The organism is Amycolatopsis sp. NPDC041971 (assembly GCF_055588925.1).
Window position 1 is genome coordinate 588811 of sequence record NZ_JBVJCE010000002.1, and the last position, 26413, is coordinate 615223.

A 26413-nucleotide genomic window follows, 5' to 3' on the forward strand; every position below is an offset into this window, starting at 1 on the left:
CCGGGGCACGGTGTTGTCCGAGGGAGGATGTGCTGCCCCGTAGCCGGGACAGCACATCCTCCCTCGGACATGTCGAGACGGATGCTCAGCGCACGCTCTTGGTCGCGGCGATGTACTCGTTGGACGGGGTGGTGAACGACAGCACCACACCGACGACGGCGGCGAGGACACTGAGGTAACCGACAATGGTGTTGGTACTGAAGATGACCGAAATCAACTGAAGCGCCGTGAGGACGGTGAGGACGATCCGCGCCCAGTTCCGGCCGGCGCGCAGCTTGACCGCGAACAACAGGTACAGCAGGGCGAACACGGTCGAGATCACCAGTCCGAAGATGATGACCAAGGTGGCGGTCTGATCGAGCTGCGCTTCGGAAAGCTGGGCTCCGCCCTGTCTGTTGGCGTCTCTGGCTGCCTCGACCAAAGCGTCCTTGTTCGCGATCGCCAGAACAGCGCTGAGCAATCCGATGACCGCGGAGGCCAGGAACGCCCAGAAAGCACCGTTGATCGTGCCGGGACGTTCCCGGCCGGCCACAGTGGACGTCTCGGAAGAAGCGGGATGGCTTGGGTAATCGCTCATCGTTCAAACCTGGCACGACGGCGCGGCTGTCGCGCGCTGAGCAACCATTTTCGTCCTGACAAGGACGTTTCGTGACGGAGCCACCCCGCACTGCGGTCGGAAGTCGTTCAGGCCCATCGTGAACGGACGCGGCCCGAAGAGCGATTGGAGTGTGCGATGCAGACGCCTGCGACGACAAGGCCGTCGAGTCACAGTGCCGGATTCGTCAGGCCAGGGACGGCGAAGGAGGCCGGGCAGTGCGGCTTGAACCCGGTGCCGGTCGCCGCCGACGTGCCGGGAGAAAGCGCTAACAGCCACACGGCTCACTTGAAACGGTTATGCGTCGATTTCCTCTGACGGGTGTGCGGAGACGCTGCCCGTCAGGTCGAATCACCCGGGTTCGTTGGCCCACCGTGTACGGAAGTACAGGCAGGCAAGACGCGGAGCCCGGAGTGGCAGGGATCGTGGGGGATTGGGGTACCGGGCGGACCATGCCGTCGCGGTTCGGAGACCGGGACACTCGATCTGTTGCGGGCTGAACCTCACCCTCCACCTCAGCGGCCATCACCACCACTGCGACGACACGGAAGCATCCTCGGACGCGACTGATCCACAGCTGCCATTCCGGTAAGCCCGGCCCGGTATCCGCCAGGTGACGGCCGGAAGGTCAGGGGGACAACCAACCGGCCGGGTGGGTACCGGCATCCGTGGTTCGGCGCAAGCGTCCCGACGATTCGATCCCGTCTCCGGTACGGGTGAGGTGGGTCACGATTCATCGGAGAACCGGGTTTCTGTGTTGCGACAGCGAGGCTGCGCCTCGACCGAAGCACGGTAATCGTCGTGCGACTCGTCAGATGGGGTGGACTGCGTCTTCATGCCAGTGCAGGTCGATGAGGAGACACATCACGATCAGCCGGACCGGCGAGGTGAGGTGCGAGTGGAGGTCCCGGTAGCAGGACGGACCACATGACGTGCCGTCGACATCGCCACTCGCCGCTCCCTGAGCCGGATCACTGGTGGCGGAGCGCCGGGACGATCCGACTGGGCTTTCCGACAGCTCAGGTTGGCCGGGGTCGAGGGGCTTGTCGCGCTGCATCGTCAGACGGTCCAGGTACAGGACCATTTGAAGTGCGAGTCCGGTAACGACTCACCCGCAATGCCGGACGGCGCTATGGGCGGCCGTTCGCCGTCGAGTGGGATCTACGGCCACAAGGAGCGATAACCGCGAGTCACAGGTGGCTACGTTTCGCTTTTGGCCTCTGACCTGCGGCTCCACCCCTGCCATCAGTGGTAAGGCGTCTGAACGATGTCGGACGGTAACCAAATATGGTCTCAAGGTGAGTCTCGGTGGCGATACGTACCCCCCTGATTCAGGCCTTCCGGGGGACGTATACTCTCTTCATCAGCAAGTCCGAGTGGCGGAATGGCAGACGCGCTAGCTTGAGGTGCTAGTGTCCTTAACGGACGTGGGGGTTCAAGTCCCCCCTCGGACACCAAAGTCGATGAATCTTCCCGCACCAGAAAGTACTCACCTGATCACAGCACGTTGTGCTGTGATCAGGTCTTTCTAGTTTCTGAACGTCGTGGTCGCCATGAGTGAGCGGCCAGTTCCCACGATCATCCCGCCCCGGTCGGCCGTCAGCACGGCCCGGTTCGCTGCCTCCTCGACCGCGGCAGGGCTCCCCGTTCCACGACTCCCGGCGGCGCCCCGATCGGGTTCGATGCACTACGGGCTCGCCCGGATCGATACATCGGGTCGGGTGTCGGATCGTTCGATGCTGAAGACACTCGGCTGGTGTCCCGGTGACTCGCTGCAGATCGCCGTGGTCGATAGCGCCGTCGTGGTCCATCTCCATCCGGCGGGTGTCTTTGTTGTCCCGTCCAGGGCGTATCTCATGCTGCCCGCCCTGGTGCGGCGCCGGTGTGGGATCCATGCCGGTGATCGGCTCCTGCTTGCGGCCGATCCTGCCCATGGTGTCCTCGTCGTCCACCCGCTCGCGGCACTCGACGCACTGCTCGTCGCCCACCAGATCCCGACACTCCTCGACGACGACGCCTGGCGTGACGAGATCCTGCGCTTCCTGAAGCTGAGCGTCCGGCGCTACTGGACGGATTCATTCACGAAGCTGGCGCCGGACGCGACCACGGTCGTCACGAACATCATCAACCGCTTGCGCACCAGCCCGACGCTATCCGCCTTTCTCGGCTCCTCGGTCACGACCTACAACGTCCGCCACGCCATGGACACGGGGAAGATCGTCTTTGTCTGCACCACCGGTACCGGCGAGACGAACAAGCTGATCACCTCGTTCATGATCTACGAGCTGTTCCGCGCCGGCCGCTCGCGGGCGGACACCCCGGTCGATCGGCGCCGCAGGTGTGATGCCCTCGTCGACGAGCTCGCCGCGGTCGACGGGGCGTCGCGCGGATACCTTGCCGCGATCCTGGAACAGCTGCGGAAGTACCGCGTTGCTCTGCACGCGATGAACCAGATGCCCGACCAACTCGCGCCGGAGACCCGCAGGGCGCTGCTGCAGAACCAGTCGCTCCTGATGACCAGCGCCGCGGCGATCGACGGCGCCCGGACGGTGGCCCGCGAGTACGGAGGCCTCGTCCAGCCCGCGACGATCACCGAACTCGAGCAATTCCACCACGTCGTCACCGTGACGCTCGGCGGCCAGCGCACCACGCCGTTCAAGATCCGCGGTCTCCATGTGGATGACGAGTTCGCCGAGCACTTCCACCCCGAGTGGAACGACGACGTCGACCGATGCCTCGATCGGCACCTGACCTGCAGGCCGATCGGCGAGATCCTCGATGAACTCGAGGATCTCGATGACCGCATCCTCGACGCCTTGCGCGGCAACCAGCCGGCACCTCGTTCGCGGCGCGGGCGGCCTCCATCCCGCGGGGGCGGCGCCGTCATCGAGCTGCCGGCACCCGAGTCGACGGTGGGGTGACCGATGCGGCGACTCGATCCCTTCAAGCGCGAGGCCCTCGTTGTTCTTTACTGGCACCGCATGCTCTCCACGGAGCAGATGCGACGGTTGATCGCCCCGACGACGCCGATTCGCACTGTCCAGCACAAGCTCCTCGCCCTTCAAACAGACGGTCTTGCCAACGGTTTGCACCGGCACCACGCTCCCCGGACCTGGTACGTCACCGAAAGCGGCGCGGAACTGGTCGAGGAGTCCGGGCGAGTGGATGCCCGCCCGTACCGGATCCCGCGGGAGGCCGCGGTGGAGCTGCTGCAGGATCATGCGCTCGACGTCGTCGAAACCGGGCTCGCCTTCACGACGGCGGCCCGCCGACGCGGGGACGAATGCGGGCCCCTGTCCTGGACTCCCGAAGTCGCACACCGGTTTCGTGACGGCCGTGGACGGCACCAGGGCATCGTCATCGCGGACGCGGTCCTCGACTACGTCCTCGACGAAGACGGGCGGCGCTCGCAGCGCACCTTCTTCATCGAGCTGGACCGCGCGACCATGCCCGTCGCCCGGCTGGCGCAGAAGCTCCGCTCCTACGTCCATTACCACGACTACATCCCGGGAAAGCCGAACTCGGCTGGGCAACCCGCATGGAGAAGCCGGTACGCGCGCTTCCCACGGCTTCTCATCGTCCTGTCCGGCGCCGCCGAACACGTCCTCGAGCGCCGGCTCGCGGACCTGCGGGCCTACGCACAAGCGATGCACGGCCTGGCGCTCGCCGAGGATCGCGTGTGCGCGCTGGGCCACAGACCGACGTCGACGACATCGTCGGCCTGCACGTTGCGAGCTGGGCCTTGGGAAACCACGATGCGCACGCCGGCAACGTCCTCCGGACCGGAGAGGGTGGTCTCGTTCCGATCGACCACGGGCAGTCGTTCAAGTTCTACGGTCAGGACAAGCTGTCGATGTCGTTCCGGCCGAACAACACGACGGCCGTCTATCACCAGGCGTACGACGCCTTCAAGGAGGGCAAGCTCGCCAAAGGAGTCCGGGTCAACCCCGCGGCCGCGCACTCGGTGATCAAGCACCTCGAGTCGGTTCCAGACGCTGAGTGGCGCGGATTGCTGCGGTCGGCGGCCGTGGACTCCTCGACGCGCTTGGGTTGTGAGGGTGGTTCAGGTGCCGATTTGAACACGATGGTGTCAAGCCCCGGGTTTGATGGAGACTGGATTAGCTGTTTTCCAGGGTTGCGGTGATCGGGTGGGTCATCGCGTGTAGCGCCTCGTGCTCGGCGGGCGGGAGGTGTCCGAGTTCGCCGTGCAGGCGCCGGTTGTTGTACCAGTCGATGTACTCGACGGTCGCGATCTCCAGGTCGTCCAGGCCGTGCCAGGGACCTTTGTTGCGGACGAGTTCGGCCTTACAACGAGTTGAATGCCTCTGCCATTGCGTTATCGTAAGAATCTCCTTTGCTGCCAACAGATGCGGCCGCTCCGGCGTCGGCGAGCCGCTGGGTGTAGCGGATCGCCCGGTACTGCACTCCGCGGTCGCTGTGATGGACCAGGCCCGCCAGGTCGGCGCCGTCGGCTCGGCGCCAGATCGCCATCTGCAGCGCGTCCAGCGCCAGATCCGTATAGAGACTGGTGGCGACCTGCCAGCCGACGATCAGGCGGGAGAACACGTCCAGGATGAACGCGGCGTAGACCCAGCCGTCGGCGGTGCGGACGTAGGTCAGGTCCGCGACCCACAACTGGTTCGGTCCTGTGGCGGTGAAGTCGCGTTCGACCAGGTCACCCGGCCGCCCGGTCTCGGCGGCGGGCTTGGTCGTGCGCGGGGACTTGTCCCGCAGCAGCCCGCGAAGCCCGTTCTCGCGCATGAGCCGCTCAACCGTGCACCGGGCCACAACCACGCCGCGGCGGTTCAGCTCGGCCCAGATTTTCCTTGCCCCGTATACACTGTAGTTGTCCTCATGCACCTGCTCGATCTTCTCGGCCAGCACCCGGTCGGATGCCGCGCGGGCGGACTCGGGACGGGTCTTGGCGGCGTAGTAGGTCGACGGTGCGATCTCGGCAGGCGTGCCCTCAAGCACCCGCAGGACCGGCTGGACACCGTGCTCCTTCCGCTGGGAGTCAACGAACTCGACCTTCATCGCGACGGACGGTCCAGCTCCGCTGCGAAGAAAGACGCCGCTGACTTCAGGATCTGATTCGCCCGGCGCAGCTCACGCACCTCACGTTCCAGCTCCGCGACCCTGGCCGCTTCCGCCGAGGTCGTGCCCGGCCTGACCTCCTCGTCGGTCTCGGCCTGCTTCACCCACGTCCGCAACGCTTCCGGATGCACACCGAGCTGGCCGGCGATCCGCTTGATCGCCCCACCGGCCGAGGCCGGATCTCGCCTGGCCTCAACCGCCAGCCGCGTAGCCCGCTCCCGTAACTCCTCGGGGTACTTCCGTGGTGCCGCCATGACTGTGAATCCTCCGGGTGTTCGATGTCTCCATCAAACCCGGGGCGGGACATCCTGGGTTCAACGTCCGCCGCTATCAGGAAGACAAGTTGCTGATCAAACCGAGCACTGCGGCCGTGAGGCGGCTCCAGGAACGGCTCTCGGTCGAGATGCGCGGACTGCGCGGATCGAACGCGATGGCGGTGATCGCCCGGCTCAACCCGATCATCCGTGGATGGGCCGCCTATTACCGGGGAGTGGTGTCCAGCAAGACTTTTCATACGCTGGACTATCACGTGTGGAAACTCACCTACAAGTGGGCCAAGCACACTCACCCGAACAAGTCGAAGTGGTGGATCTGTGACCGCTACGTCGGCAGGTTCAACAAGGTCAGGAACGACCGGTGGATCTTCGGTGCCCGTGACCGTATCTACGATCACGGTGCCGTGCCTTACCTGATCCGGTTTTCCTGGACCGACATCGTCCGGCACCAGATGGTGGCGGGAACGGCGTCTCCGGACGATCCGGACCTGGCCAGCTACTGGACCGCACGGCGGCGGCCGGGTCAAGCCCCCGCTGGACAATTACACGCTGCGCCTGCTCGATCGGCAACGCAGCTTTTGTCCACTGTGTACAGACCCGTTGCTCACCGCCGATCAGCCACCGCAATCCCCACAGGCGTGAGAAAGATGGTGGCTGACCGTGACTCGTAAAGCCATCGCGCATGACTACCTCGTGCACGACAGTCGACCGGGACAAGGCGGCGGGCCGGACGGTGATCGAACCCACCTCGTGCATGCTTCCTTGCCGATGCCAGATCGGCAAGGACGGGAAGCCCACCGCATCGAACCCGTATGCCCCTGGGGCTGCTTGAGCCGGATGCTCGGAAAGCGGGCAAGTCCGGTTCTGAGGGGGCTCCGGCGCAGCAATGCGTCGGAGCTACCCGACAGGCCTGTCTCGTTCTTCGCGAACTGGAACGTTTCCTCGACAGCCCAACGGCTTCCGGTGACCCGGACGAGTTCGGCGGCCGGCACCGGGTAGGTGGAGTGGCAGATGTAGTAGGCCAGCTCGGCAGGTCTGCTGATCGAGCGGCGAACGAGCAGGTGCTGCCCGCCGGGGGTGGCGGGATCGATCAGCAGCCAGTCGTAGAGCCGGTGTCCTTTACTGCCCTCGCCGGCGGAGAGACGTTGCCAGCCCTTCGATGGTGCCGCGGTGGCGAGGTCGTCGGCTCATGGTTTCCCTGCCGGGGTGTCGAAGCGATGGTCGCAGGAGATGGCCATGACGTAGTTCAGCCCGGCCTGTTCGCACCAGCCGCGCAGGCCGGGATCGTCACCGTAAGCCTCATCGGCGGTGAATCACTCGAGGTCGGAACCGGCGTCGTGCCGTCCGGCGGTGCCGGAGTACTGCCGCTGCACACCGGCGGATTTGGTGCCCTTCTTCAGAAAACCCGTCTCATCGGCCACTGCGATCCCGCTTGGTCACCGAGATTGCCCAGCACATAAGAGCGGACGTCGTCGCGTGCCACGTCGGCGTCCCAGCGATAGAAGTTCAGCAACCGCTGCATACCGTCCGGGGTCAGGTCACCGGCCTGCTCGACCAGCGTTCACGAGTTCTTCCGCTCCGCTTGCGACAGCAGCCCCAGCACATACATCCCGGCCCGCCGCCGCGAGTCCGCCTACGCGAAACGCGCCGCTACCAGCGCGAACGCGTCATCGAACCCAGCCTGCCACCGAGCGAGACGATCATCTACCACAGTCCACGACGCGGCCACCGCGTCTTCTTCGAGATCCAACACACCTTGAAGTCGATCACGCGGTGGCCGTCTTCACGCCACGACACGCCGCCACATCACACACTGCGGCTGCCGTACTAGCAGATAAGCTGGCACGTCCGCGTGCTGTTCGCCGGTTTCGATATCAGCTCAGCCACTTATTTCGCGGCCGGTGGGCTGGCCGGGCCGAGCGCGCCGCCGAAGAACAGCAGCGCGTCACGTTCCACACCGCGGACAGCCGACCGCACGCCGCCGACGAAGATGGAGTGGTCTCCGCCGTCGTAGGCGATGTTCAGCTCGCACTCAAGCCAGGCCAGCGCCCCGATCAGCAGGGGCGCGCCGGTGTGGGGACCCGGCACGAAGTCGATACCGGCGAATTGTGTCTCTCCGAGTGGCCTGTTCGTACTGGAGAAGTATTTAGCCAGTTCGCGTTGCCTGGCGCCGAGTACGGATATGGCGAACGCGCCGGTGCTGGTGATCGCTTCGTGCATCACAGCGGTGCGGGCCACGCAGCACAGCAGCATCGGCGGCTCCAGTGACACCGAGGTGATCGCATTGGCGGTCATACCGTGCACACGTTCGCCGCCGGTCGTCAGTACCGTGACGCCGGTGGCGAACCGGGACATCACGTCGCGGAAGGAACCTGCCGACAGTTCGGTGGAAGCAGGCGTCAGGCTGGTGCTCTGTTCGTTCAGCACGGGCCACTCCCGCCGTAGGGTGCCAGCGCTTCCCGCAGTGCCGCCGGGACGCGGGTGGGGACCGTCTCGGTGTTCGGACCCCGCATGCAGGCGATGCGCTGGCGGCCCTGTGCGACGAGTTCCTCCCGGTCGTCCGGCAGCAACACGACGTAGTCGAAGCTGAACTGGATCTGTGTCTGGGTGAGTTCGTCGAGGCGCATCCGCACCGACAGTTCGTCCAACGCGGTGATTTCCGCGAAGTACTCACACTCGGCCTTGAGGGTGAATAGCTTCAGGTCCGCGCGTAGCTCGTCGAGCACCGTCGGCGCCTTCTGGTGGAGGAACATCTCTCGGCACCTCCCTTGCCAGCGCAGGTAGTTCACGTAGTAGACGTTGCCGACCAGATTCGTCTCCTCGAATCCCACGATGTGCCGCAGTTCGAAGTAGCCAGCCATGTCATCGGGTCCTTTCCGTCAGTACCGCGAACACCACTGGTCGCTCGACGCCGACGATCGTGGTTACCCAGGTCGCGATCCGCGCGTCGCCGGCGGACAGCACCGTCCAGCCGTGGGGCAGGGCAGCCTCCACGGTGACCTTCGGGTCAGCCACACCGTTTTTGCGCAGGCACTCCACCGCTCCCCACACCCGCGTGCTCGCCACGGCCGCGGCTTCGCCCGATTCCCTGGCCAGCAGGTCCCGCACGGCGAGTCCGTCCTGTCCCAGCAATCCCGCCCAGTCCTGTTCAGTGCGGTCGAGCACCGTCTCGACGTCGCACGCCAGTGGCTCGGCACCCGCGACGGCCAGGGTCAGCTCGCCCGAATGCGACGCGGACACCAGCGCTCCCTCGGTCTCGGGGCGGCCGTCCGGGCGGTAGCAGATCCGTGCGGGACGCCCCAACGCCCTGCTCAGCGCGAGGGCGGTCCGCGCGCGCCGGTCCGCTGCCGCGGGGCCGGGTTCCAGCACGACCGTGCGGCGGCCGCCGAGCACCCGCTCGAGCGAGCGTTCCAGGTGCGCTCCAGTCAGCGCAGGGCTCCAAGGACCGGTTCTCTCGCGACGCCGCACCGCGCGGAGCCGGAGCCCCTCCCAACGTTCGATCACCGTGCCTCGTACGTCGCGGACGTCGATGTCATAGGTGTAGGTGTCACCGTCCTGGAAGCGTTCGTGTGCGTCCAGGACGACGCGGTCGTAGCCGTGGGTGCCGGGATCGGCCAGATACAGCCGATCGATCCCCTCCGGTAGCAAGGTCGCGTCGGGAACGCAGCACTGCAACCCGTGCATGACGGCGTCGCGAGCCCCGGGATCTGGCAGCACGAGTTCCGGCGGCAGGTACGGCGCGAACCAGGACTCCCCGGGGCGGACCGCGACCTCCGCGACCGCGTGCCGGGCAGCGGCCCGCCGATACCCGAGCACCCGCTGGAAACGCTTGCCCTGGAACATCACGGGGCCGTAGAACTCGGTCGCGGGATCGGCTGGCACCAGCGGCAGGTCGAGAGGATCGGCGTCGGCGGTGAGGCGGGGGCGCGGATACCTCACGGTGGCACGGAAGTGGTCCGCGCCGAACCCGGTCTCGTCGCTCCGGATCACCAGTTCCACGGTCTCCTGGTCGCGGACGAGCGCGGCGATCCGGATCGTGGTGGAACCGCCCGGCCGCACCACGATCGGACGCAGGAACCGAAGGTCCTCCAGCGTCGGTGTGCCGGCCTGGCCGCTCACCGCGGCCGCCGCCTGCGCCATCGCCTCCATACCCAGCACCGCGGGGAAGAGCAGGTCACCGTCGAGCAGGTGGTCGGTGAGGTACGGATCACTGCCTGCCGTCAGATCCGCCTCGGCGACGAGTTCGATTCCGGGGTAGTGGACCAGCAACCGCTCGGTGAAGCGCCGCAGCGGCAGTTCCGGACGAGGGACCGGGAGGGTCGGCAGCCGACCGGTCCGGCCCGACACCACCAGCACCGGCCCCGCGGCGGGGTCCCGCAGCATCTGCCGCAGGACCGCGACGCCTTGCTCGGCGGCGATGGGGGTGATTCCTTCGCGCATCAGCGCCTCGACCACCCCTAGCCGTTCGCCCATTCCCGCGCCCGACCAGACCGACCATTCCACGGCGAGCGCGCGTGCTCGTGGATGGCGGCGCCCGAACTCCGCGGTCAGTTCGGACATCCAGTCGTTCGCCGTGGCGTAGTGCGCTTCACCGCGCAGACCGGCTCGGCCGATGATGCTGCCGAAGCTCACCAGCAGTTTGATGCGGTCTTCGTCGACCGCGTCGAGCACAGTGCGCAGGCCGGCGACCTTCGGCGCCAGGGTTGCGTGGAGGTCCCCCGGAGTCAGCGAGCGGATCGCCTTCGGTACGTTTTGCCCGGCGCCGTGCAGGATCGCCGTCACCTCGCCTAGTTCCGCGCGGAAGCGGCGGACGGCCGCACCGACTTCTGAGGGCGAGGAGACGTCGGCGCGCAGGTACCGGTAGCGGACCCCTGCGTGGTCCATACGTTCCAGATTCGCCGAAAGCTCGGCGTCCTCCGCCGGGTCGGCACGGCCGAGCAGGGCAAGACTCACCCCGGAGTCCTCGGCGATGGCGAGCGCGCATTCCGCAGTGATTCCCTTGCCGCCCCCGGTGACCAGCATGACGTCGTCGGACGACAGGGGATGCGGACCGTCGGCTGACAGCTGGGTGACTGTCAGCTCTGGCACCGTCCTGGTCCCGTCCGCCGCGTAACGCACTTCCGAGTAGTCGGTGGTGGCGGCGACTTCCGCGGTCACGAGCCGGATCGCCGCTTCCGGGGCGATGGACGGCTCGGCGAGGATGACCACGGTCGTCGGTACGGAGACGGCTTCCAGGAACAGCGTTCTGGCCAGGCCGCTCGCGGTCGCGTCGTGCTGAACGACGACGAACCGGGTGTTGGCCGGTGCGCCCTGCGCCGCCCGGAGTGCGAGTTCGAGGGAGGACTCGTCGGTCTCCGTGGGCAGGCACAGCAGCACGCCATCACCCAGGCATGCGGCTTCCAGCGCGTCCCGCAGGGGTTTGGCGAGCGGATGCCCCTCGGTCGCGTAAACCTTCCAGGTCCCGGGACGCCCGGCCGCCGCCGCGGGGACCGGCGTGTCTCTTGCGATGTGGCCGACCTGGAAGGCGCGCACCCACGGCGCGACCCCAGGCACCTCGCCCGCGACCGCGTCGTCGCCCTGTGCCGTTTCCGCGAGCTGGTCGATCAACGCGGCCAGCTCGCCAAGGCTCACCGTGGCGTAGTTCGTCGTGGCCGACAACGCGGGGCGGTCCAGCTCACGGGTGACGTCGTTGACGACTTGCCCCACCGTGATCGAACTCAGGTGCAGCTCGTCGAGTGGACGCGTGTCCGGGCCGATCAGCTCAAGCGGGAGTTCGACGCGTCCCGCGATTTGCTTGCGCAACACGTCGAGTGTGGAGCCCTCTCCCCGCATCGCGGTGTCCACCGGCTCCGGGCCGGCGTCGTCGGCCATGACGACTCGGCCGGTCGCCGATTCGGGAACCTGCTCGCAAGGGTTGGCGAGGAAGGTGAACCCGCCGTCCAGCGGGAACCGGCGTACAACTCGCCCGGAGAACAGCGCGTCGACATTCAGGTCGGCGCCGAGGACGAAGGCCGCGCCGACCGCGCGCAGCAAGGGCCGCAAGGAAGTGCTGTCCGTGTCGAGTGACAGCACCGGCTTGTCCGGAACTATTTCGGCGGCCAGGTTGCCCAGCACCCGCCCCGGTCCGAGTTCGAGAACCAGGTCGGCGTCGGCGCAGACCTTCACCGCGGCCTCGTGGAACCGGACCGGTTCGACGACCTGCTTCCGCAGCAGGCGACGCAGGTCGGTGTCAGGCTCCACCACGTCGCCGGTGACCGTGGAGACGACCTTGCGGTTCGGCCGGTCGAAGGCGAAGCCGTCGAGTTTGCGGTCGAACGCTTCTGCGGCGGGTGCCATCAAGGGGGAGTGAAAGGCGTGGGACACATTGACCGTCGCCGCGGCGATACCCGATTCGACGGCCCTGGCGCATACCTGCTCGACCGCGTCCCGCCGCCCTGACACGACGGTCTGGCCGGGTCCGTTGAACCCGGCGATGACCACCTCGTCGCCGCGCAGCAGCCGCTCGGTCACGGCCCGCCCGGCCGCGATACTCGCCATCGCCCCGGCACCGCGGCTCGCGATCGCCATGACTTCGCCGCGGACGGCGGCGAGCCCGACCACCTGATGCGCGTCGAGCGCACCGGCCCAATGCAGGGCGCTGAGCTCTCCCAAGCTGTGCCCGGCCGCGGTCTGCGCCTCGATTCCCAGGCCGCGCAGTACCCGTAGTGCCATTACGGACGCCGCCACCGTCCTCGGCTGGACCACTTCGGTCGCCGGTCGATCGGAGGCCGGGGAAACAGCTGTGGTGGTAGCGAACGGTTCCGCCGCGTCGGGGAACCGGCAGAGGAGCGCGCCGGTGGTTCCCTTCCCGGAGCCCTGACCCGGGAACAGGTACGCGATGTGCGGAGGTGCTGCGGCGGTTCCGAGGAACACACCCTCGCGTGGCTGGAACGCGTGTGTCTCGCCGGCATCGATCAGATCGAGCAGGACTGCCAGCCTCCGCTCGGCGTCCTCGGGCGCACCGGCCACCACCGCGCTGCGATAACGGCCTCCGGTCAACTCGACGGCGAGGGTGAACGCGACGTCGGCCACCTCGGCGGACGCGAGTTTTCCGGCCATCGCGTGTACCTGTGCGACGCGGGCGCGCAGGGTCGCCGGATCGTGCGCGTCGAACAGCAGCACCTCGGCGTCTTGCCGCCCGGCGGCGGCGCTCATGGTCCGCGCGTCGAGTTCCGCGCGACGGAGGCCACCTCGCACCTGCTCGATCGCGATGTGGGTGTTGATGCCGCCGAAGCCCATCGCCGACACCCCGGCGCGCACGTTCTCCTCCGACGGCCACGGCAGCGGTTTCGATGGCACGAACAGCGCGGCCGTGTCGCCGAGCAAGCCGGGATGCGGCTCGGCTTGCCCGGTGCCAGGGGGGATGACCTGGTGGTGGACCGACAGGCATGCCTTGATCAACCCGGCGATTCCCGCGGCGGCCTTGGTGTGCCCGAAGTTCCCCTTGATCGAGCTGAGCGCTGCCGGGCGCGCGGAGGGGCCATGATCCCGCCGCGCTGCGGACAGCGCGGCGATTTCGGTGGTGTCGCCCAGCGCGGTACCTGTGCCGTGCCCCTCGAAGTACGAAACCGACTCCACCCCGTACCCCGCCCTGGCGTACGCGCGGGAGAGCGCCAGGGCGTGCCCGTCTGCCTCCGGCCGGGTGATCCCACCTCGGCCGTCCGAGGAAACTCCCCAGCCGGCGATCGTGGCGTAGACGCGCATCCCGCGGTCCATCGCGTCGTGTTCGCGCATCAGCACCAGCTGCCCGGAACCTTCACCTGGCCAGAACCCGTTGGAATCCCGGTCGTACACCTTCATCTCGCCGGTGGCCAGCGCCCCGGTCTTGGCGAATCCGATCGTCTCGAAGGGATCGATGGACAGGTCGACCCCGCCCGCGAGTACGACGTCGAGTTCCCCGTCGGACAGCGCCCGCGCCGCCGTCGCCACGGACAGCAAGGACGAGGAACAGGCGCCGTCGACGGTGTAGCCGCCGCCGCGCAGATCGAAGTGATTGCAGATCCGGCCCGCGATGGTGTTCGCGAGTCCGCCGGCGAGGGAGTCCTCGTTCACCGGCGGGAAGGGTGCTTTGTACCGCTCTTCCAGCTCCTGCAGGAACTCTGCCGCGTCATCCGGGTGCCAGTCCCTGTCCGCCAAGGCCGATGCCAGCGTCCGCCGGACGTATGGCCAGCGGAGGCGCATGATGCCGGCGCGCGCGAACTCGCCGCCAAGGCTGTTGCCCAGCACCACTCCGGTGGTCTGGTGAGGCAGGCCTTCACCGCCCGGAAACCCCGCGTCGGCCAGCGCCTGCGCGGCGACTTCCAACGCCAGCCAATGCGTCATGTCGGTGGCCCGGTAGGTGCTACCGGAGACCCGGTACTTGACCCGGTCGAAGTGGAAGTCGCGCAGGACGGCGGCCTTCGTCGAGTACATCCGGTCCGGCGCGGACGGATCGGACGCGTAGTAGTCGTCCAGGTTCAACCGCTCGTTCGGAATTCGCCGAAACGCCCGGCGCCCGGCCAGCACGTTCTCCCAGAGTTCGGTCGGCGAACCCGCGTCGGGATAGCACAGTCCGATGCCGACAACTGCGATCCGGTGTGGGGTCATGCTGCACGCAGCTTTCTGTTCCGCGGAAAGTAGGACACGAATTCGACTCCGCAAGTTATTTGGCCGACGGTCGTTGATCACGTTATTCGGATGGTGTGGCCGCCGTCTTCTTCAACGGTGTCCATGCTGGATCGGCGGTGGGCAGCTGCGAAGACGCCATTGGAATCCGTTCGGCCCACGATTGGATTGTTAGGAGGGATCATGGCTACTGTCTCGGGATCTCTGCGGCGCCTCGTCCTTGCTCCGTCCCTAGCGTCGGTCGGCTTCTCCGGTCGGGGTTTCGAGATTGAGATGAATGAGTCGACGCGGCGTATGGAAGCCGTTCCGCAATCAGTTATTTGTGGTTTTGAGTGGGGGATCGAAACGCGTGGTCTCAGTGAACTCGAATGCAGACTCGAGTTGATAGAACCCGACCTGCGCGGATTCGCGTACGAAGGTGCCGCCATGGCGCTGACGGTGCTCGACGCGACCGCGGGCGGCACGCGGACCCGCGACCTGCTGAGCGGGCGTGGAAGCAAGCACCTGTTGCTCGCCTACATCGGAGTGGGCTTCGCGATGGCCCGGCTGCCGCGGATGCTCTGGCGGAAGGTACTGCCCGACCTGGAAGCGTCGATCTTCCACCCGACCATGGGCTGGCTCGCTGTCGACGGGTACGGCTTCGACCTCGCGTACTTCGACAAGCGACGGTGGATAGACCGCCAGGAAGTGCCGAAACCCTATCCATGGCAGGGCACGCCGGAGTATTTCCCGCGCGCCGTCGACCAGGGGATCGGCCGTGCACTGTGGTTCGTCCACGGCGGACGGTCGTCGAGCGTGATCGCCGCGGTCGGCGCTTTCGCCGAGCACCGCCGCGCGGATCTGTGGGCAGGGGTCGGGCTGGCGGCGGCCTTCGCGGGCGGATGCGGTAGGGACGAGTTCGCCGCGCTCGCCCTTGCCGCCGGTGAACACCGGGCCGACCTGTCGGTGGGGTGCGTGTTCGCGGTGCGGGCACGGGCACTCGCCGGTCACACACCACCGCATACCGAAGCCGCCGCACGCGCCTTGACCGGCGCCGGTCTCGACGAGCTGGTCGAGATCGCGGACACGACCGCCGTCACCGAGGGCACCGACGGCGAACCCGCGTACGAACGCTGGCGGCAGCGGATCAAACAACGAATGCACGCCATCGAACCCGCCGTGTGAGGAGTGACCAAATGTCGTCGCAACAACCCTCCGAGTTGTCGCCATCCGGGCGATCGCCCGGACCGGGAGCAGCTTTCAGAGCGTTCAGGAGAAAACTGCTCACCCCCGGCATCGCCGAGACCACCATCGAGGTCCGAGGTTTCCACGACAAGGATCCTGAGGCGCGGGAGTTGCTGGAAACCGTCGGACGCTCCTTTTTGGAGGGCTACGGTATCGCGGTCGAGAAGCGCTCGGTACGGGAAACCGTGGATTTCCTGACGTCCGTTCCTCGCCGGTTCCGCGGTTTCGCCTACGAGGGTGCCGGGATGGGACTGGCCATGTTGGACGGTCTGCCGCTGGGAGGCGCCGGTCGGGTGGCCGGATTCCTCGGCACCGAGGCGGGCAGCAAGCACGTCTACGTCGTTCACGTCGGTATCGGCTGGGCGATGGCAAGGTTGCCGCGCTTCCGCTGGCCGAGCGCCGAAAACCTGGACCCGTTGCTGCGCTGGTTGGTGCTCGATGGCTACGGCTTCCACCAAGCCTATTTCCACACCCGCAAGTATGTGCATGAACAGTTTCAGGAGCGCTCGTTCGGCTGGCCGGACAAGGCCCGCAGCGGCTATGCCAACCGCGTCGTCGACCAGGGGATCGGGCGCGCGATGTGGTTCGTCGGCGGGGCGGATCCCCAGGTGGTCACCGAGCTGATCGAGAAGTTCCCGGCCGAGCGCTGGTCCGATCTGTACAGCGGTGCGGGGCTGGCCGCCGCCTACGCGGGTGGTGCGACCAAAGAGGAACTGCAGCGATTCCGCGACCGGGCGGGGTCCTGTCTTCCGTCGCTGGCTCAAGGATGCGCGTTCGGGGCCGAGGCGCGGGTCCGCGGCGAGATCATGGGGCCGCACACCGAACTCGCGACTTCGATCTTCTGTGGCACCACTGCTGAAGAAGCGGCGCTGGCCACTCAGGAGGTCCGCCCGGCCGACCCGGTCGACGGCGAACTGCCCGCCTACGAGACCTGGAGGCGGGCCATTTCCCGCCAGTTCGTGACCATTGGGGGTGCTAGTACGTGAGTACGAGAGTCAAGAGGCTGGTCCCGGGTATCGTGGCGGCTTTGCTCGTGGTGACGATGTTCACCGTCGCGCGGGTGCCGACCACATCGGCGAGCGAAGGGCGCGCCCTCGCCGCCCGGTACTCGTTCGTTCCGATGACCATCGCGATGCCTGCCGCGCCGAAGCAGCAGACAATTCGCAAGGTGAACCAGGCCTACCGTGACATCGCCGGCTGGGTCTCGTCCGTCGGCGCCGGTATCGCGATGGCCGATCTCAGCGGCAGCGGACGGCCGGAGGACCTTTGCGTCGTGGACACCCGCACCGACCAGGTCGTGTTGACCCCGGTCCCGGCAACGGGACAGCGGTATCAGCCGTTCGCCTTGGACGCCTCCCCGCTGCCGATGGACGAGACGATGGCCCCGATGGGCTGCGCTCCCGGTGACTACACCGGATCCGGCCGGATGGGCCTGCTGGTCTACTACTGGGGGCGGACACCGATCCTGTTCCTGCCGAAGGCGAACGCCACGGCTCTGGACGCTCGCACTTACTCACCGGTCGAACTGGTCCCGCAGTCCGGTGGCAGTACCTACAATGGTCCTAAGTGGAACTCCAACGCGGTCGCCGTCGATGACTTCGACGGTGACGGTCACCCGGACATCTATGTGGGCAACTACTTCCCCGACAGCGAGGTGCTCGATTCCACCCAATCGGGCGGGGTCGTGATGAATAGCTCACTGTCCCACGCGGACAACGGAGGCCCGGCGCACGTCCTGCGCTGGACCGGGGCGACTGGTGGCGACCAGCCTTCGGCCCGTTACGAAGTGGTGCCCGACGCCTTGCCCGCCGACGATATCTCCTCGAAGGGATGGGTACTGGCTTCGGCGGCGAACGACCTCGACGGCGACTTGCTACCGGAGCTGTACGTCGGTAAGGACCACGGCGGAAGCGCGCTCCTGCGCAACGTGTCGGCGAACGGCCGGATCAAGTTCGAGCGGCTGCACGCTCCGCATGACCCGATGGTCCCGAAGTCCAAGCGGATCGGTTCCGACACGTCGTTCAAGGGGATGGGCATCGACTTCGGTGACCTCGACAACCACGGCCGGTACGACTTCTTCGTCAGCGACATCACGACGTCGTTCGGCATCCAGGAGAGCAGCCTGCACTTCGTCAACTCCACGAAGAACGACGAGGAGGCGCACGCCGCGTTCAGCCGGGGCGAGGCTCCGTGGACCGATCTCAGCACTGACCGCGGCACCGCGTGGGGCGGCTGGGGCTGGGACGTGAAGCTGGCGGACTTCAACAACAGCGGGCACCTCGCGATCGCCCAAACCAACGGGTTCGTGAAGGGCCAGGTCAACCGCTGGGCGCAGCTACAGGAACTCGCCACGTCCAACGACCTGACGGTGCAGTACCCGCAGCTGTGGCCGAACATCCGGCAGGGCGACGACATCGCGGGCAATCAGGGCATGAACTTCTTCGTGAAGGGGAAGGACGGCCGGTACGCGAACGTCGCCGGTGAACTCCGTCTGAACGCACCCGTGCCGACTCGCGGCATCGCCGTCGGGGATGCGTTCGGTGATGGCAGGCTCGACTTCGCGGTGGCCCGGCAGTTCGACGCGCCGGTGTTCTATCGGAACGTCAGTCCTGGCGCGGGTTCCTTCCTCGGTCTGAAGCTCTATCGCGACGACCCCGCCGCACCCGGCTCCTTCCCCGCACCGGGAACGCCGGTTGTCGGCGCCCAGGTGACCGCGACCACCGCGGACGGACGTGTCCACATCGGACGCGTGGACGGCGGCAGTGGCCACTCCGGCAAGCGAAGCCAGGACGTCCACATCGGTCTTGGCGAGAACGTCACCGGGCCGCTGCTGGTCGAGCTGAAGTGGCGGGACTCCGGCGGGCAACCGCATCAGCAACAGCTCCGGCTGGACCCCGGCTGGCACACCCTGTCTCTCGGTACCCAGGCGAAGGAGAAGTGAAGACCATGACCGAGCAGAAACACGGCCCGCCCCGGCACGACCCGAAGGTCATCACGGCGTTGCGCAGGTTCGCCATCTCGATCACCGTGTTCAACATCCTCGGCTATACCGTCCTCGGGTTCGAGCAACCGTGGCTGTGGCCGATCATCGCGATGGTCACCGCCTACACCGTGGAAATCGGTCTCGAACTGGTCGCCTCGTGGGCGGAACGACGTGCCCCGCGGTTCACCGGGAACGGTTTCCGGGGGCTTGTGGAGTTTCTCTTCTCCGCGCACATCACCGCACTCGCCGTGAACATGCTGACCTACGTCAACGATCAGGTACTGGCGATGATGTTCGGGGTCACCGTCGCGATCGGGGCCAAATGGGTGCTGCGTGCGCCGGTCAGCGGCCGCCTGCGGCATTTCATGAACCCCTCGAACCTCGGTATCGCGGTCATCCTGCTCGTCTTCCCGTGGGCAAGCATCGCGCCGCCCTACCACTTCACCGAGAACGTCGGCTCGCTCTGGGACTGGGTGATCCCGCTGGTCATCCTCGTGTCGGGCACGGTACTCAACGCGATGCTGACGAGGCGGATATGGCTCATCGCGGGCTGGCTCAGCTTCTTCGCCTTGCAGGCGGTGGTGCGCGGCCTCATCCTGGACACCGCGATCCCGTCCGCGCTCACCATGATGACCGGCGTCGCGTTCGTGCTGTTCACCAATTACATGGTCACCGACCCGGGCACCACACCTTCGAAACCGGCTCCGCAATTCGCCTTCGGTGCCGGTATCGCGGTGGTGTACGGCATACTCACCGGGGCGGGGATCGCGTACGGCCTGTTCTTCGCCACCGCCGCCGTCTGCCTGATCCGTGGTGCCTTCCTGTGGGCGCTCCATTTCGTCGACAAGGGCCGGGCCCGCGAGGACGCGCGGCGCCGTTCCGCTGAGGGGTGCGATGACACCCTTGACGATCCGATGGTCGTCCGGCTGGCCGGAGCTGGTAACGGGCACACACCCGGGCAGTTGACCGTCGACGCGATCCCGCCCAGGACGACGGGATGAGCCGACGCCATCCGCCAGGCCCATCGCGCCGTGAGACCCCCCGTCTGCTCAAGATGCTGTTCACCGACCGGCTTGCACTCATGTCGACCGCGGCGAGCCGGTACGGGGACGCGGTACGCATCGCGATCGGGCCGAAGGATCTGTACCTGTTCAACCACCCGGACTCCGCCAAGCACGTCCTCGCCGACAACAACGACAACTACCGCAAGGGAATCGGGCTGGCGGAGGCGCGGCGCACGCTCGGCGATGGGTTGCTGACCAGCGAAGGCGCACTGTGGCGGAAGCAGCGCAAGGCGATCCAGCCCGCCCTGCACCAGAAGCAGGTCGCCACGCAGGCGGGCATCGTCACCGACGAGGTGGCTGAACTGGTGCGGCGGCTGGGCGGCTGGGGTGACGGCAAGCAGGCCGACGTGCTGGAGGAGGTGACCAGGATGACGGTCGGCGTGCTCGCCAGGACGCTGTTGCACGCCGACCTCGGCCCGGCGGGGGCACTGGCCGGCCACTTCGACGCCGTGCAGGAGCAGGCCATGTTCGAGGCCGTGACGCTGCGGATGATCCCGTCCTGGCTCCCGTTGCGCAGGCAACGGCGGTTCAAGACGGCGCAGGCCGAACTCCGACGGCTCGCCGACCGGGTGGTGTCGAACCGGGCTGACTCGCTCGGTGGCGAGGACGCCCTCTCCCGGGCTATCGGATCCGGCCGGGAGCAGGCGCGGGACGAGGTGATCACGCTGCTGCTGGCCGGGCACGAAACGACGGCCAGCACGCTCGGCTGGACGCTGGCGATGCTCGACCGGCACCCGGACGTCTGGGCGCAGGTGCACGCGGAGGCAGTCGAAGTGCTCGGCGATCGGCCGCCCGGCTACCAGGACCTGCCCAGACTGGTCTACACCACCAACGTGGTGCAGGAGGTCATGCGCCTCTATCCACCGGTGTGGCTGCTGCCCAGGGTCGCGCGGGACGCCGACGAGATCGACGGCTACTCGGTGCCTGCCGGTGCGGACGTGGTCGTCTGCCCATACACACTGCACCGCCATCCGGATTTCTGGGAGGAGCCGGAACGCTTCGACCCCGGTCGGTTCGAACAACCGAGGGCGGCCGGACGGCCGCGGTACGCGTACATCCCGTTCGGAGCCGGACCACGGTTCTGTGTAGGAAGGCATCTCGGCATGCTGGAAGCGGTTCTCGCGGTCGCAGCCCTGTGCCGGGAGTTCAAACTGGTCAAGGTGGCGGGGCATCGAATCGTCCCCGAGGCCATGTTGTCGCTGCGCATTCGCGGCGGACTGCCGATGTCGGTCTTGCGCGCCTGAACGTCCTGGCCTTTCCCACAGTTCTCGTTCGCGTCGCAGGACCGGAACATGGCCAACCCACCGAGGAGGAGAAGATGACACAGGCAGTGGTGTCCCACGAGATCATGGCGGAGATCCAGGACTTCTATGCCCGCCAGGTCCAGGCGATGGACAACGGGCGGTACGCGGAGTTCGCGGAGACGTTCGCCGACAACTGCGAGTTCACCCCGGTCAAACACCAGCCCACCGCGCACGGCAGGCAGGCGATCGTGCGCAAGCTCGACGACTTCGCCAAGCAGCTGGCCGGCAACGGCGAGCGGCGGCGGCACTGGATGTCGATGAGCGTGATCAACGAAGCCGGTCCGGGACGGTACGACGTCGTGAGCTACGCCCTGGTCACGAACACCGCTCCGGGGCAGCCGCCGAAGCTGCACTGGGCAGGCGAGATCGTCGACAGTCTCGTGCGCGAGAGCGGCGAGCTGCTCGTGCTGCGCCGGGCGGTCAACAGCGATTCGATCGCCTGAACCGATTCGAAACGGGGCAGGGCACTCTGAGGAGCGCCCTGCCCCGTTTCGGGGTTCTGGCTCAATAATTTCCCAGTCCGCCGCAGACGTTGATGGCCTGCGCCGTGATGGGGGCGGCGGCTTCTGTCGTCAGGTAGTGCACGAGTCCCGCGACCTCGGCGGGCTGGGTGTAGCGCCCCAGCGGGATCTTGGCGTTGAAGCGGGTAAGCACCTCGTCTTCGTCGATCTCCCAGATCTTGGCGTAATTCGACCGCACTTCCCGCGCCATCGGGGTTTCCACGTAGCCGGGGCAGACCGCGTTGACGGTGACCCCCGTCTTCGCGAGTTCAAGGCCCAGCGCCTTGGTGAATCCGACGACACCGTGTTTGGACGCCGAGTACGGGGCGCCGAGGATCACCCCCTGTTTCCCGCCGGTCGAAGCGATGTTGATGATCCGCCCGGAACCGCGGTCCAGCATGCCACCCGCGGTCAGCACCGCCCGGCTCACGTAGAACACGCTGTCGAGGTTCGTTTCGATGACCTCCTTCCACAGCCGGTCGGTGAGCTGGGCGGTCGGCCCGCCGCCGCTCCGGCCCGCGTTGTTGACGAGCACGTCAACGCGGCCGAACCGTTTGACGGCGTGGCTTACCAGTTCGTTGACCGCCGCGGAAGAAGTCACGTCGCAGGCCGCGCCGCTTACCTCGGCTCCGTTCGCACCGAGTGCGCGGACGGTCCTGTCGACGTCGTCCTTCGTGCGGGCGCAGACAAAGAGCCGCAGGCCGTCCTGGACGAGTCGTTCGGCCACGGCCAGCCCGATGCCTCGAGTGGCACCGGTGACCAGTGCGACCGCGCGTGTACTGTCCGCCATTGATTTCCTCCATGCCTTGGTACGGAACGGGTCCTGCAACCATGGTGGATGAACGACCTCGACCTTTGCTCTAACAGGGAACGAGCGGTCGGGCCAACTACTGTCCATAATAGACAAATGTCTCGACCGCCGGAGCGAAGAAGCGTGCCGTGTCCACGGTGGCATTCGACCCAGCGCGGGGGCGGCCGTCGCGACCCGCACCCGCGGGCCGGGCACGCGGGTCAGCACCCAGGCGCGGGTGAGACGCTACGTTTGCCTTACCCCTCAATAAAAGTCAGTGCCTTCACGTACCAGAGACAACCGAGCGGACGCGAGACTGCGACCGCCCCGCAGGCGACCCGCCCGGATCCTGCCTAACCCCTCAACATTAGTCAGATTAAAGGACTTCCAGGCACGGTGGCGTTCGGACAGAAACCCTTCGTCTTGGAGCGCCCATGACCATCGAGTACCAAGAATTGCTCGTCGGGGCCCGCTGGACGCGGCCCGCCGGCCGTGGCCGTATCGAGGTCACCTCGGCGGCCACCGAGGAGCCGCTGGGCGGCGTGCCGGCGGGTACCGCGGCCGACATCGACCGGGCGGTCAGCGCGGCTCGCGCGGCCTTCGACGACCCGTGCGGCTGGGCGTCGTGGTCGCCGCGACGGCGGGCGGATGTGTTGCTGCGACTGGCCGACGCCCTCGAAAACCGCAGCACCGAGATCGTCCGTCGGGTCAGCGCCCAGAACGGAATGCCGGTCACCACTGGTGTTCGAAGTGAAGGCTTCGCGCCCGCCGCGTTACTTCGCTATTACTCGGCGCTTGTAACAGAAGAGCAGACAGAAGTGCCGCGTCGCGGCATGGCAGGCGGCATCACCATCGTGCGGAGCAACCCGGTCGGCGTGGTGGCCGCCATCGTCCCGTGGAACTTCCCGCAGACCTTGACGTTCGCCAAGCTCGCGCCCGCATTGGCAGCCGGCTGCACAGTGGTCGTCAAACCGGCTCCGCACACCGTGCTCGACGCTTTCTTGCTGGCAGAAGCGGTCGTCGAGGTCGGTTTCCCGCACGGCGTCGTATCGATCGTGCCGGGCGGTGCCGAGGTCGGCGCACACCTGGTCGCCCATCCCGGGGTGGACAAGGTCGCCTTCACCGGTTCCACCGCCACCGGACGGGAGATCGCCGAGGTCTGTGGTCGTCTATTGCGTCCGGTGACGCTGGAACTGGGCGGGAAGTCCGCGGCGATCCTGCTGGACGACGTCGACCTGCCCGTCAGCCTCCCCGAACTCGCGGCCAGCACACTCGGCAACAACGGGCAGGCATGCTTTCTCTCCACGAGGATCCTCGCGCCGCGACGGCGGTACGACGAGGTGGTCGACGCCGTGACCGCGATGGCCGCCGGGCTGCGGATCGGTGACCCGCTGGATCCCGCCACGGAGGTGGGGCCGTTGGTCAGCGCCCGGCAGCGCGAGCGGGTGGAAGCCTTCATCGCCGCCGGCCGGGCTGAGGGCGGGCGGGTCACCACCGGCGGCGGCCGCCCAGCCAGGAGAGAACGCGGCTGGTACGTAGAGCCCACCGTCTTCGCCGGCCTGGACAACCACGGGATCGTCTGCCGCGAAGAGATCTTCGGGCCGGTGCTGGCCGTGCTCGAGTACGAGAACACCGAGCAGGCGGTGGCGCTGGCGAACGACACCGAGTATGGGCTCGCCGGAACGGTCTGGACCACGGACGAGGCGCGCGGTCTCGCTATCGCGCGGCGCCTGTGCACTGGGACGGTCGGTGTGAACGGGTACACAGTGGACATCGGTGCTCCGTTCGGCGGCGTCAAGGCCAGCGGGCTTGGCCGGGAACTCGGTCCGGAAGCGCTCGCCGGCTACCGGGAGCCGCAGTCGGTCTACCTGCCGCATCGTGAATGGACCGGAAAATGAGCCCGCGTGGTTTCGACACCGTCGTCGTTGGCGCGGGAACGGCAGGGTGCGCGGTCGCCGCACGTCTTTCCGAGGATCCGGCCCACCGGGTACTGCTGATCGAAGCAGGCGGTTCCAACCGGGTGCCCCAGGTGCGGATCCCGGCGGCCTTCGGCGCGCAGTTCGAGTCCCGCTTGGACTGGGATTACCGGTGCGAGCCGGAGCCTGCTTACGGCGGCCGTGTGCTGGCCCAGCCCCGGGGCAGAATGCTGGGTGGTAGCTCGTCGATGAACCTGATGCTCTACATCCGCGGGAACCACCTGGACTACGACGACTGGTGCGCCCGTGGCGCCGACGGCTGGTCGTACCGGAATGTGCTGCCGTTCTTCCGGCGCTCAGAGCACAACGAGGAGATCAGGGACGACTACCACGGTGTGGGGGGCCCGCTCAACGTCACCACGATTCCGTCGCCTGACTCGCTTGGCGACGACTGGATCGACGCGGCACTCGCGGCGGGCATCCGGTCGAACAAGGACTTCAACGGCGCTACGCAGGACGGCGTCGGGCGGCCGCAGGTCACCCAACGGCATGGAGCGCGGCAGGACTCGGCTACCGCGTTCCTGCGGCCGGCGCGCGACCGCCCCAACCTCACGATACTCACGGGGGCACTGGTTGATCGCGTCCGGTTGCGCCACGGCCGTGCGGTGGCGGTCGAGTACTTCCGGCGCGGCCGGCCGCACGTCGCGGTCGCGACGGGACAGATCGTGTTATGCGGCGGGACATTCGGCAGCGCGGAGATCCTTCAGCGGTCCGGGATCGGACCGCCGGGCCACTTGCGTTCAATCGGCGTACCGGTCGAGGTGGCCCAGCCCGCGGTCGGGTCCAACCTCGCCGAACATCCGCTGGTGTCGGTGCAGTTCGAGATCGCCTCCGGCGCCGTCGGCCTGAACGACGTGACCGGACGGGGAAACCTGCCCCGGTTCCGCTATCTCGCGGAGTGGGCACTGCGCCGGACGGGGAAGCTCACTAGCAACGTCGGCGAGGCATTGGCGCACGTCCGCAGCGACCCCGCGCTGCCGGCACCGGACCTCCAGCTCATGTTCGCCCCTGTCTTCTTCAGGGCCGACGGCCACCGCCATCCCGTCCCCGCCGTCACCATGGGCGCCTCCTATCTGACGCCTGCCGGTACCGGTTCGGTATTGATCGGCTCTCGACGGCCGGACGCGTCGGCGTCAGTGCGGCTGAACCTGTTGTCCACGGACGACGAATTGGCGGCGTGCTTGCATGCATTCGAGGTGCTGCGCGACATCGCCGCGCGACGTCCCCTCGTTCGCCACCTCGGTCGTGCGCTGCTTCCCGGCGACGATCGGGCCGTGCTCGTCGAACACATCCGGCAGACCGGTGCGCACACCTTCCACGCGAGCGGAACGGTGCGGATGGGAGGTCCGGAGGATTCCGCGGTGGACGAGCGGCTCCGGGTGTACGGCGTGGATGGGTTGCGGGTCGCCGACGCGTCGGTGTTCCCGGTAATCCCCCGGGGCAACACCAACGCACCCGCGTTGATGGTCGGCGAGCGGTGCGCGGAATTCATCCGCGAAGAAACCGCCACGGATTTCCCAAGAACGACGAATGGAGTGGAAAATGGCGAAGTTCGCTGTGCTGGCAACTCAGGCGCCGAGCGGTATCACCGGTGAGGAGTACCGCCGTCGGCTGCCCACCGGGGTCGCCTACATGAAGGGCTTGATGGACCGGGAGCTGGTCATCCACGCTTGGACGCGGGTGGGTGCTTCGGGTGGGCTGTTCATTTTGGACGTCCAGTCACATGAAGAGCTTCTCACGGCGATCTACGACAACCCGATCAGTGCGCATCTGGAGTTCGAAGTGTTCCCGCTGACCGACTTCGGTGCGTTCTCGGGAAGCTTCGAGTCCACCCCAGGGGACGAATGACCGTGCCCCGGGGGGGGGGGGCCGCGCCCCCAGGGCCGCCCCCCCCACCCCCCCCCCCACGCTCCCCCTCCCCAGCCCCCCCCCCCGCTCAAAGCGTGGGGCCACTCCACCCCTTCG

The 26413-nt window shown here is 67.2% G+C and carries 17 protein-coding genes, 1 tRNA gene and 2 pseudogenes; 13 read left to right on the forward strand and 7 right to left on the reverse strand.

Features of this window, described 5'->3' with window-relative positions:
• Positions 1 to 85 precede the first annotated feature (85 nt).
• Positions 86 to 577: a hypothetical protein gene (locus ACZ6DT_RS07875; RefSeq protein ID WP_465590311.1), complete on the reverse strand. Its 492-nt coding sequence runs from the start codon at positions 575 to 577 to the stop codon at positions 86 to 88.
• A 1388-nt stretch (positions 578 to 1965) separates the two neighbouring features.
• Here ACZ6DT_RS07875 and ACZ6DT_RS07880 point away from each other — a divergent pair.
• The 3 genes from ACZ6DT_RS07880 (at position 1966) to ACZ6DT_RS07890 (ending at position 4563) form a co-directional block, all read left to right on the forward strand.
• Positions 1966 to 2052, forward strand: a tRNA-Leu gene (locus tag ACZ6DT_RS07880).
• Positions 2053 to 2331: 279 nt separating this feature from the next.
• The gene (locus ACZ6DT_RS07885; protein ID WP_465590314.1) at positions 2332 to 3516 is read left to right on the forward strand and encodes a hypothetical protein; all 1185 of its coding nucleotides are present in this window, start codon (positions 2332 to 2334) and stop codon (positions 3514 to 3516) included.
• A 3-nt stretch (positions 3517 to 3519) separates the two neighbouring features.
• Positions 3520 to 4563: a replication-relaxation family protein gene (locus ACZ6DT_RS07890; RefSeq protein WP_465590316.1), complete on the forward strand. Its 1044-nt coding sequence runs from the start codon at positions 3520 to 3522 to the stop codon at positions 4561 to 4563.
• A gap of 150 nt (positions 4564 to 4713) precedes the next feature.
• Here the strand turns inward: ACZ6DT_RS07890 and ACZ6DT_RS07895 are convergent.
• Positions 4714 to 5943, reverse strand: a pseudogene (locus tag ACZ6DT_RS07895) (IS3 family transposase).
• A gap of 17 nt (positions 5944 to 5960) precedes the next feature.
• Here ACZ6DT_RS07895 and ACZ6DT_RS07900 point away from each other — a divergent pair.
• Positions 5961 to 6635, forward strand: coding sequence for a group II intron maturase-specific domain-containing protein (locus ACZ6DT_RS07900; protein ID WP_465590319.1), 675 nt, complete (start codon positions 5961 to 5963; stop codon positions 6633 to 6635).
• Positions 6636 to 7304: 669 nt separating this feature from the next.
• Here ACZ6DT_RS07900 and ACZ6DT_RS07905 read toward each other — a convergent pair.
• From ACZ6DT_RS07905 to ACZ6DT_RS07920, 4 genes and pseudogenes are all read right to left on the reverse strand, one after another.
• Positions 7305 to 7675, reverse strand: a pseudogene (locus ACZ6DT_RS07905) (transposase); the annotation flags it as partial.
• Positions 7676 to 7851: 176 nt separating this feature from the next.
• Entirely contained in the window at positions 7852 to 8391 is a 540-nt protein-coding gene (locus tag ACZ6DT_RS07910; protein WP_465590322.1) for a flavin reductase family protein, read from the reverse strand.
• On the reverse strand, positions 8385 to 8825 hold the full coding sequence (locus ACZ6DT_RS07915) for an acyl-CoA thioesterase (protein WP_465590324.1): 441 nt from the start codon (positions 8823 to 8825) through the stop codon (positions 8385 to 8387). The genes ACZ6DT_RS07910 and ACZ6DT_RS07915 overlap by 7 nt, the downstream gene beginning before the upstream one ends.
• 1 nt (position 8826) lies before the next feature.
• Positions 8827 to 14589 (reverse strand): type I polyketide synthase, encoded by a 5763-nt coding sequence (locus ACZ6DT_RS07920; protein ID WP_465590327.1) that lies wholly within the window; start codon positions 14587 to 14589, stop codon positions 8827 to 8829.
• A 201-nt stretch (positions 14590 to 14790) separates the two neighbouring features.
• Between ACZ6DT_RS07920 and ACZ6DT_RS07925 the strand changes: the two genes are divergently transcribed.
• From ACZ6DT_RS07925 to ACZ6DT_RS07950, 6 genes are all read left to right on the forward strand, one after another.
• Positions 14791 to 15771 (forward strand): DUF1702 family protein, encoded by a 981-nt coding sequence (locus tag ACZ6DT_RS07925; protein ID WP_465590329.1) that lies wholly within the window; start codon positions 14791 to 14793, stop codon positions 15769 to 15771.
• Positions 15772 to 15782: 11 nt separating this feature from the next.
• A complete protein-coding gene (locus tag ACZ6DT_RS07930; RefSeq protein ID WP_465590332.1) occupies positions 15783 to 16817 on the forward strand; it encodes a DUF1702 family protein in 1035 nt (344 codons plus the stop codon).
• 56 nt (positions 16818 to 16873) lie between these two features.
• Entirely contained in the window at positions 16874 to 18772 is a 1899-nt protein-coding gene (locus ACZ6DT_RS07935) for an ASPIC/UnbV domain-containing protein (protein ID WP_465590584.1), read from the forward strand.
• Between the two features lie 5 nt (positions 18773 to 18777).
• Complete coding sequence (locus ACZ6DT_RS07940; RefSeq protein ID WP_465590334.1) at positions 18778 to 19815, forward strand: enediyne biosynthesis protein; 1038 nt, start codon at positions 18778 to 18780, stop codon at positions 19813 to 19815.
• Positions 19812 to 21122 carry a cytochrome P450 gene (locus tag ACZ6DT_RS07945; protein ID WP_465590337.1) on the forward strand — a complete coding sequence of 437 codons (1311 nt, stop codon included), beginning with the start codon at positions 19812 to 19814 and terminating at the stop codon, positions 21120 to 21122. Before ACZ6DT_RS07940 ends, ACZ6DT_RS07945 begins: the two co-directional genes overlap by 4 nt.
• A 74-nt stretch (positions 21123 to 21196) precedes the next feature.
• Positions 21197 to 21625, forward strand: coding sequence for a nuclear transport factor 2 family protein (locus tag ACZ6DT_RS07950; RefSeq protein WP_465590339.1), 429 nt, complete (start codon positions 21197 to 21199; stop codon positions 21623 to 21625).
• Positions 21626 to 21686: 61 nt separating this feature from the next.
• Here ACZ6DT_RS07950 and ACZ6DT_RS07955 read toward each other — a convergent pair whose 3' ends face one another.
• Positions 21687 to 22472 (reverse strand): SDR family NAD(P)-dependent oxidoreductase, encoded by a 786-nt coding sequence (locus ACZ6DT_RS07955; protein WP_465590342.1) that lies wholly within the window; start codon positions 22470 to 22472, stop codon positions 21687 to 21689.
• A 434-nt stretch (positions 22473 to 22906) separates the two neighbouring features.
• Between ACZ6DT_RS07955 and ACZ6DT_RS07960 the strand changes: the two genes are divergently transcribed.
• Genes ACZ6DT_RS07960 through ACZ6DT_RS07970 form a run of 3 tightly spaced genes read left to right on the forward strand, consistent with a single transcriptional unit; the run spans position 22907 to position 26296 of the window.
• Entirely contained in the window at positions 22907 to 24370 is a 1464-nt protein-coding gene (locus ACZ6DT_RS07960; RefSeq protein WP_465590345.1) for an aldehyde dehydrogenase, read from the forward strand.
• Complete coding sequence (locus tag ACZ6DT_RS07965) at positions 24367 to 26043, forward strand: GMC family oxidoreductase (RefSeq protein WP_465590349.1); 1677 nt, start codon at positions 24367 to 24369, stop codon at positions 26041 to 26043. Before ACZ6DT_RS07960 ends, ACZ6DT_RS07965 begins: the two co-directional genes overlap by 4 nt.
• Complete coding sequence (locus ACZ6DT_RS07970) at positions 25991 to 26296, forward strand: hypothetical protein (protein ID WP_465590352.1); 306 nt, start codon at positions 25991 to 25993, stop codon at positions 26294 to 26296. The genes ACZ6DT_RS07965 and ACZ6DT_RS07970 overlap by 53 nt, the downstream gene beginning before the upstream one ends.
• The last annotated feature ends 117 nt before the right edge of the window (positions 26297 to 26413 follow it).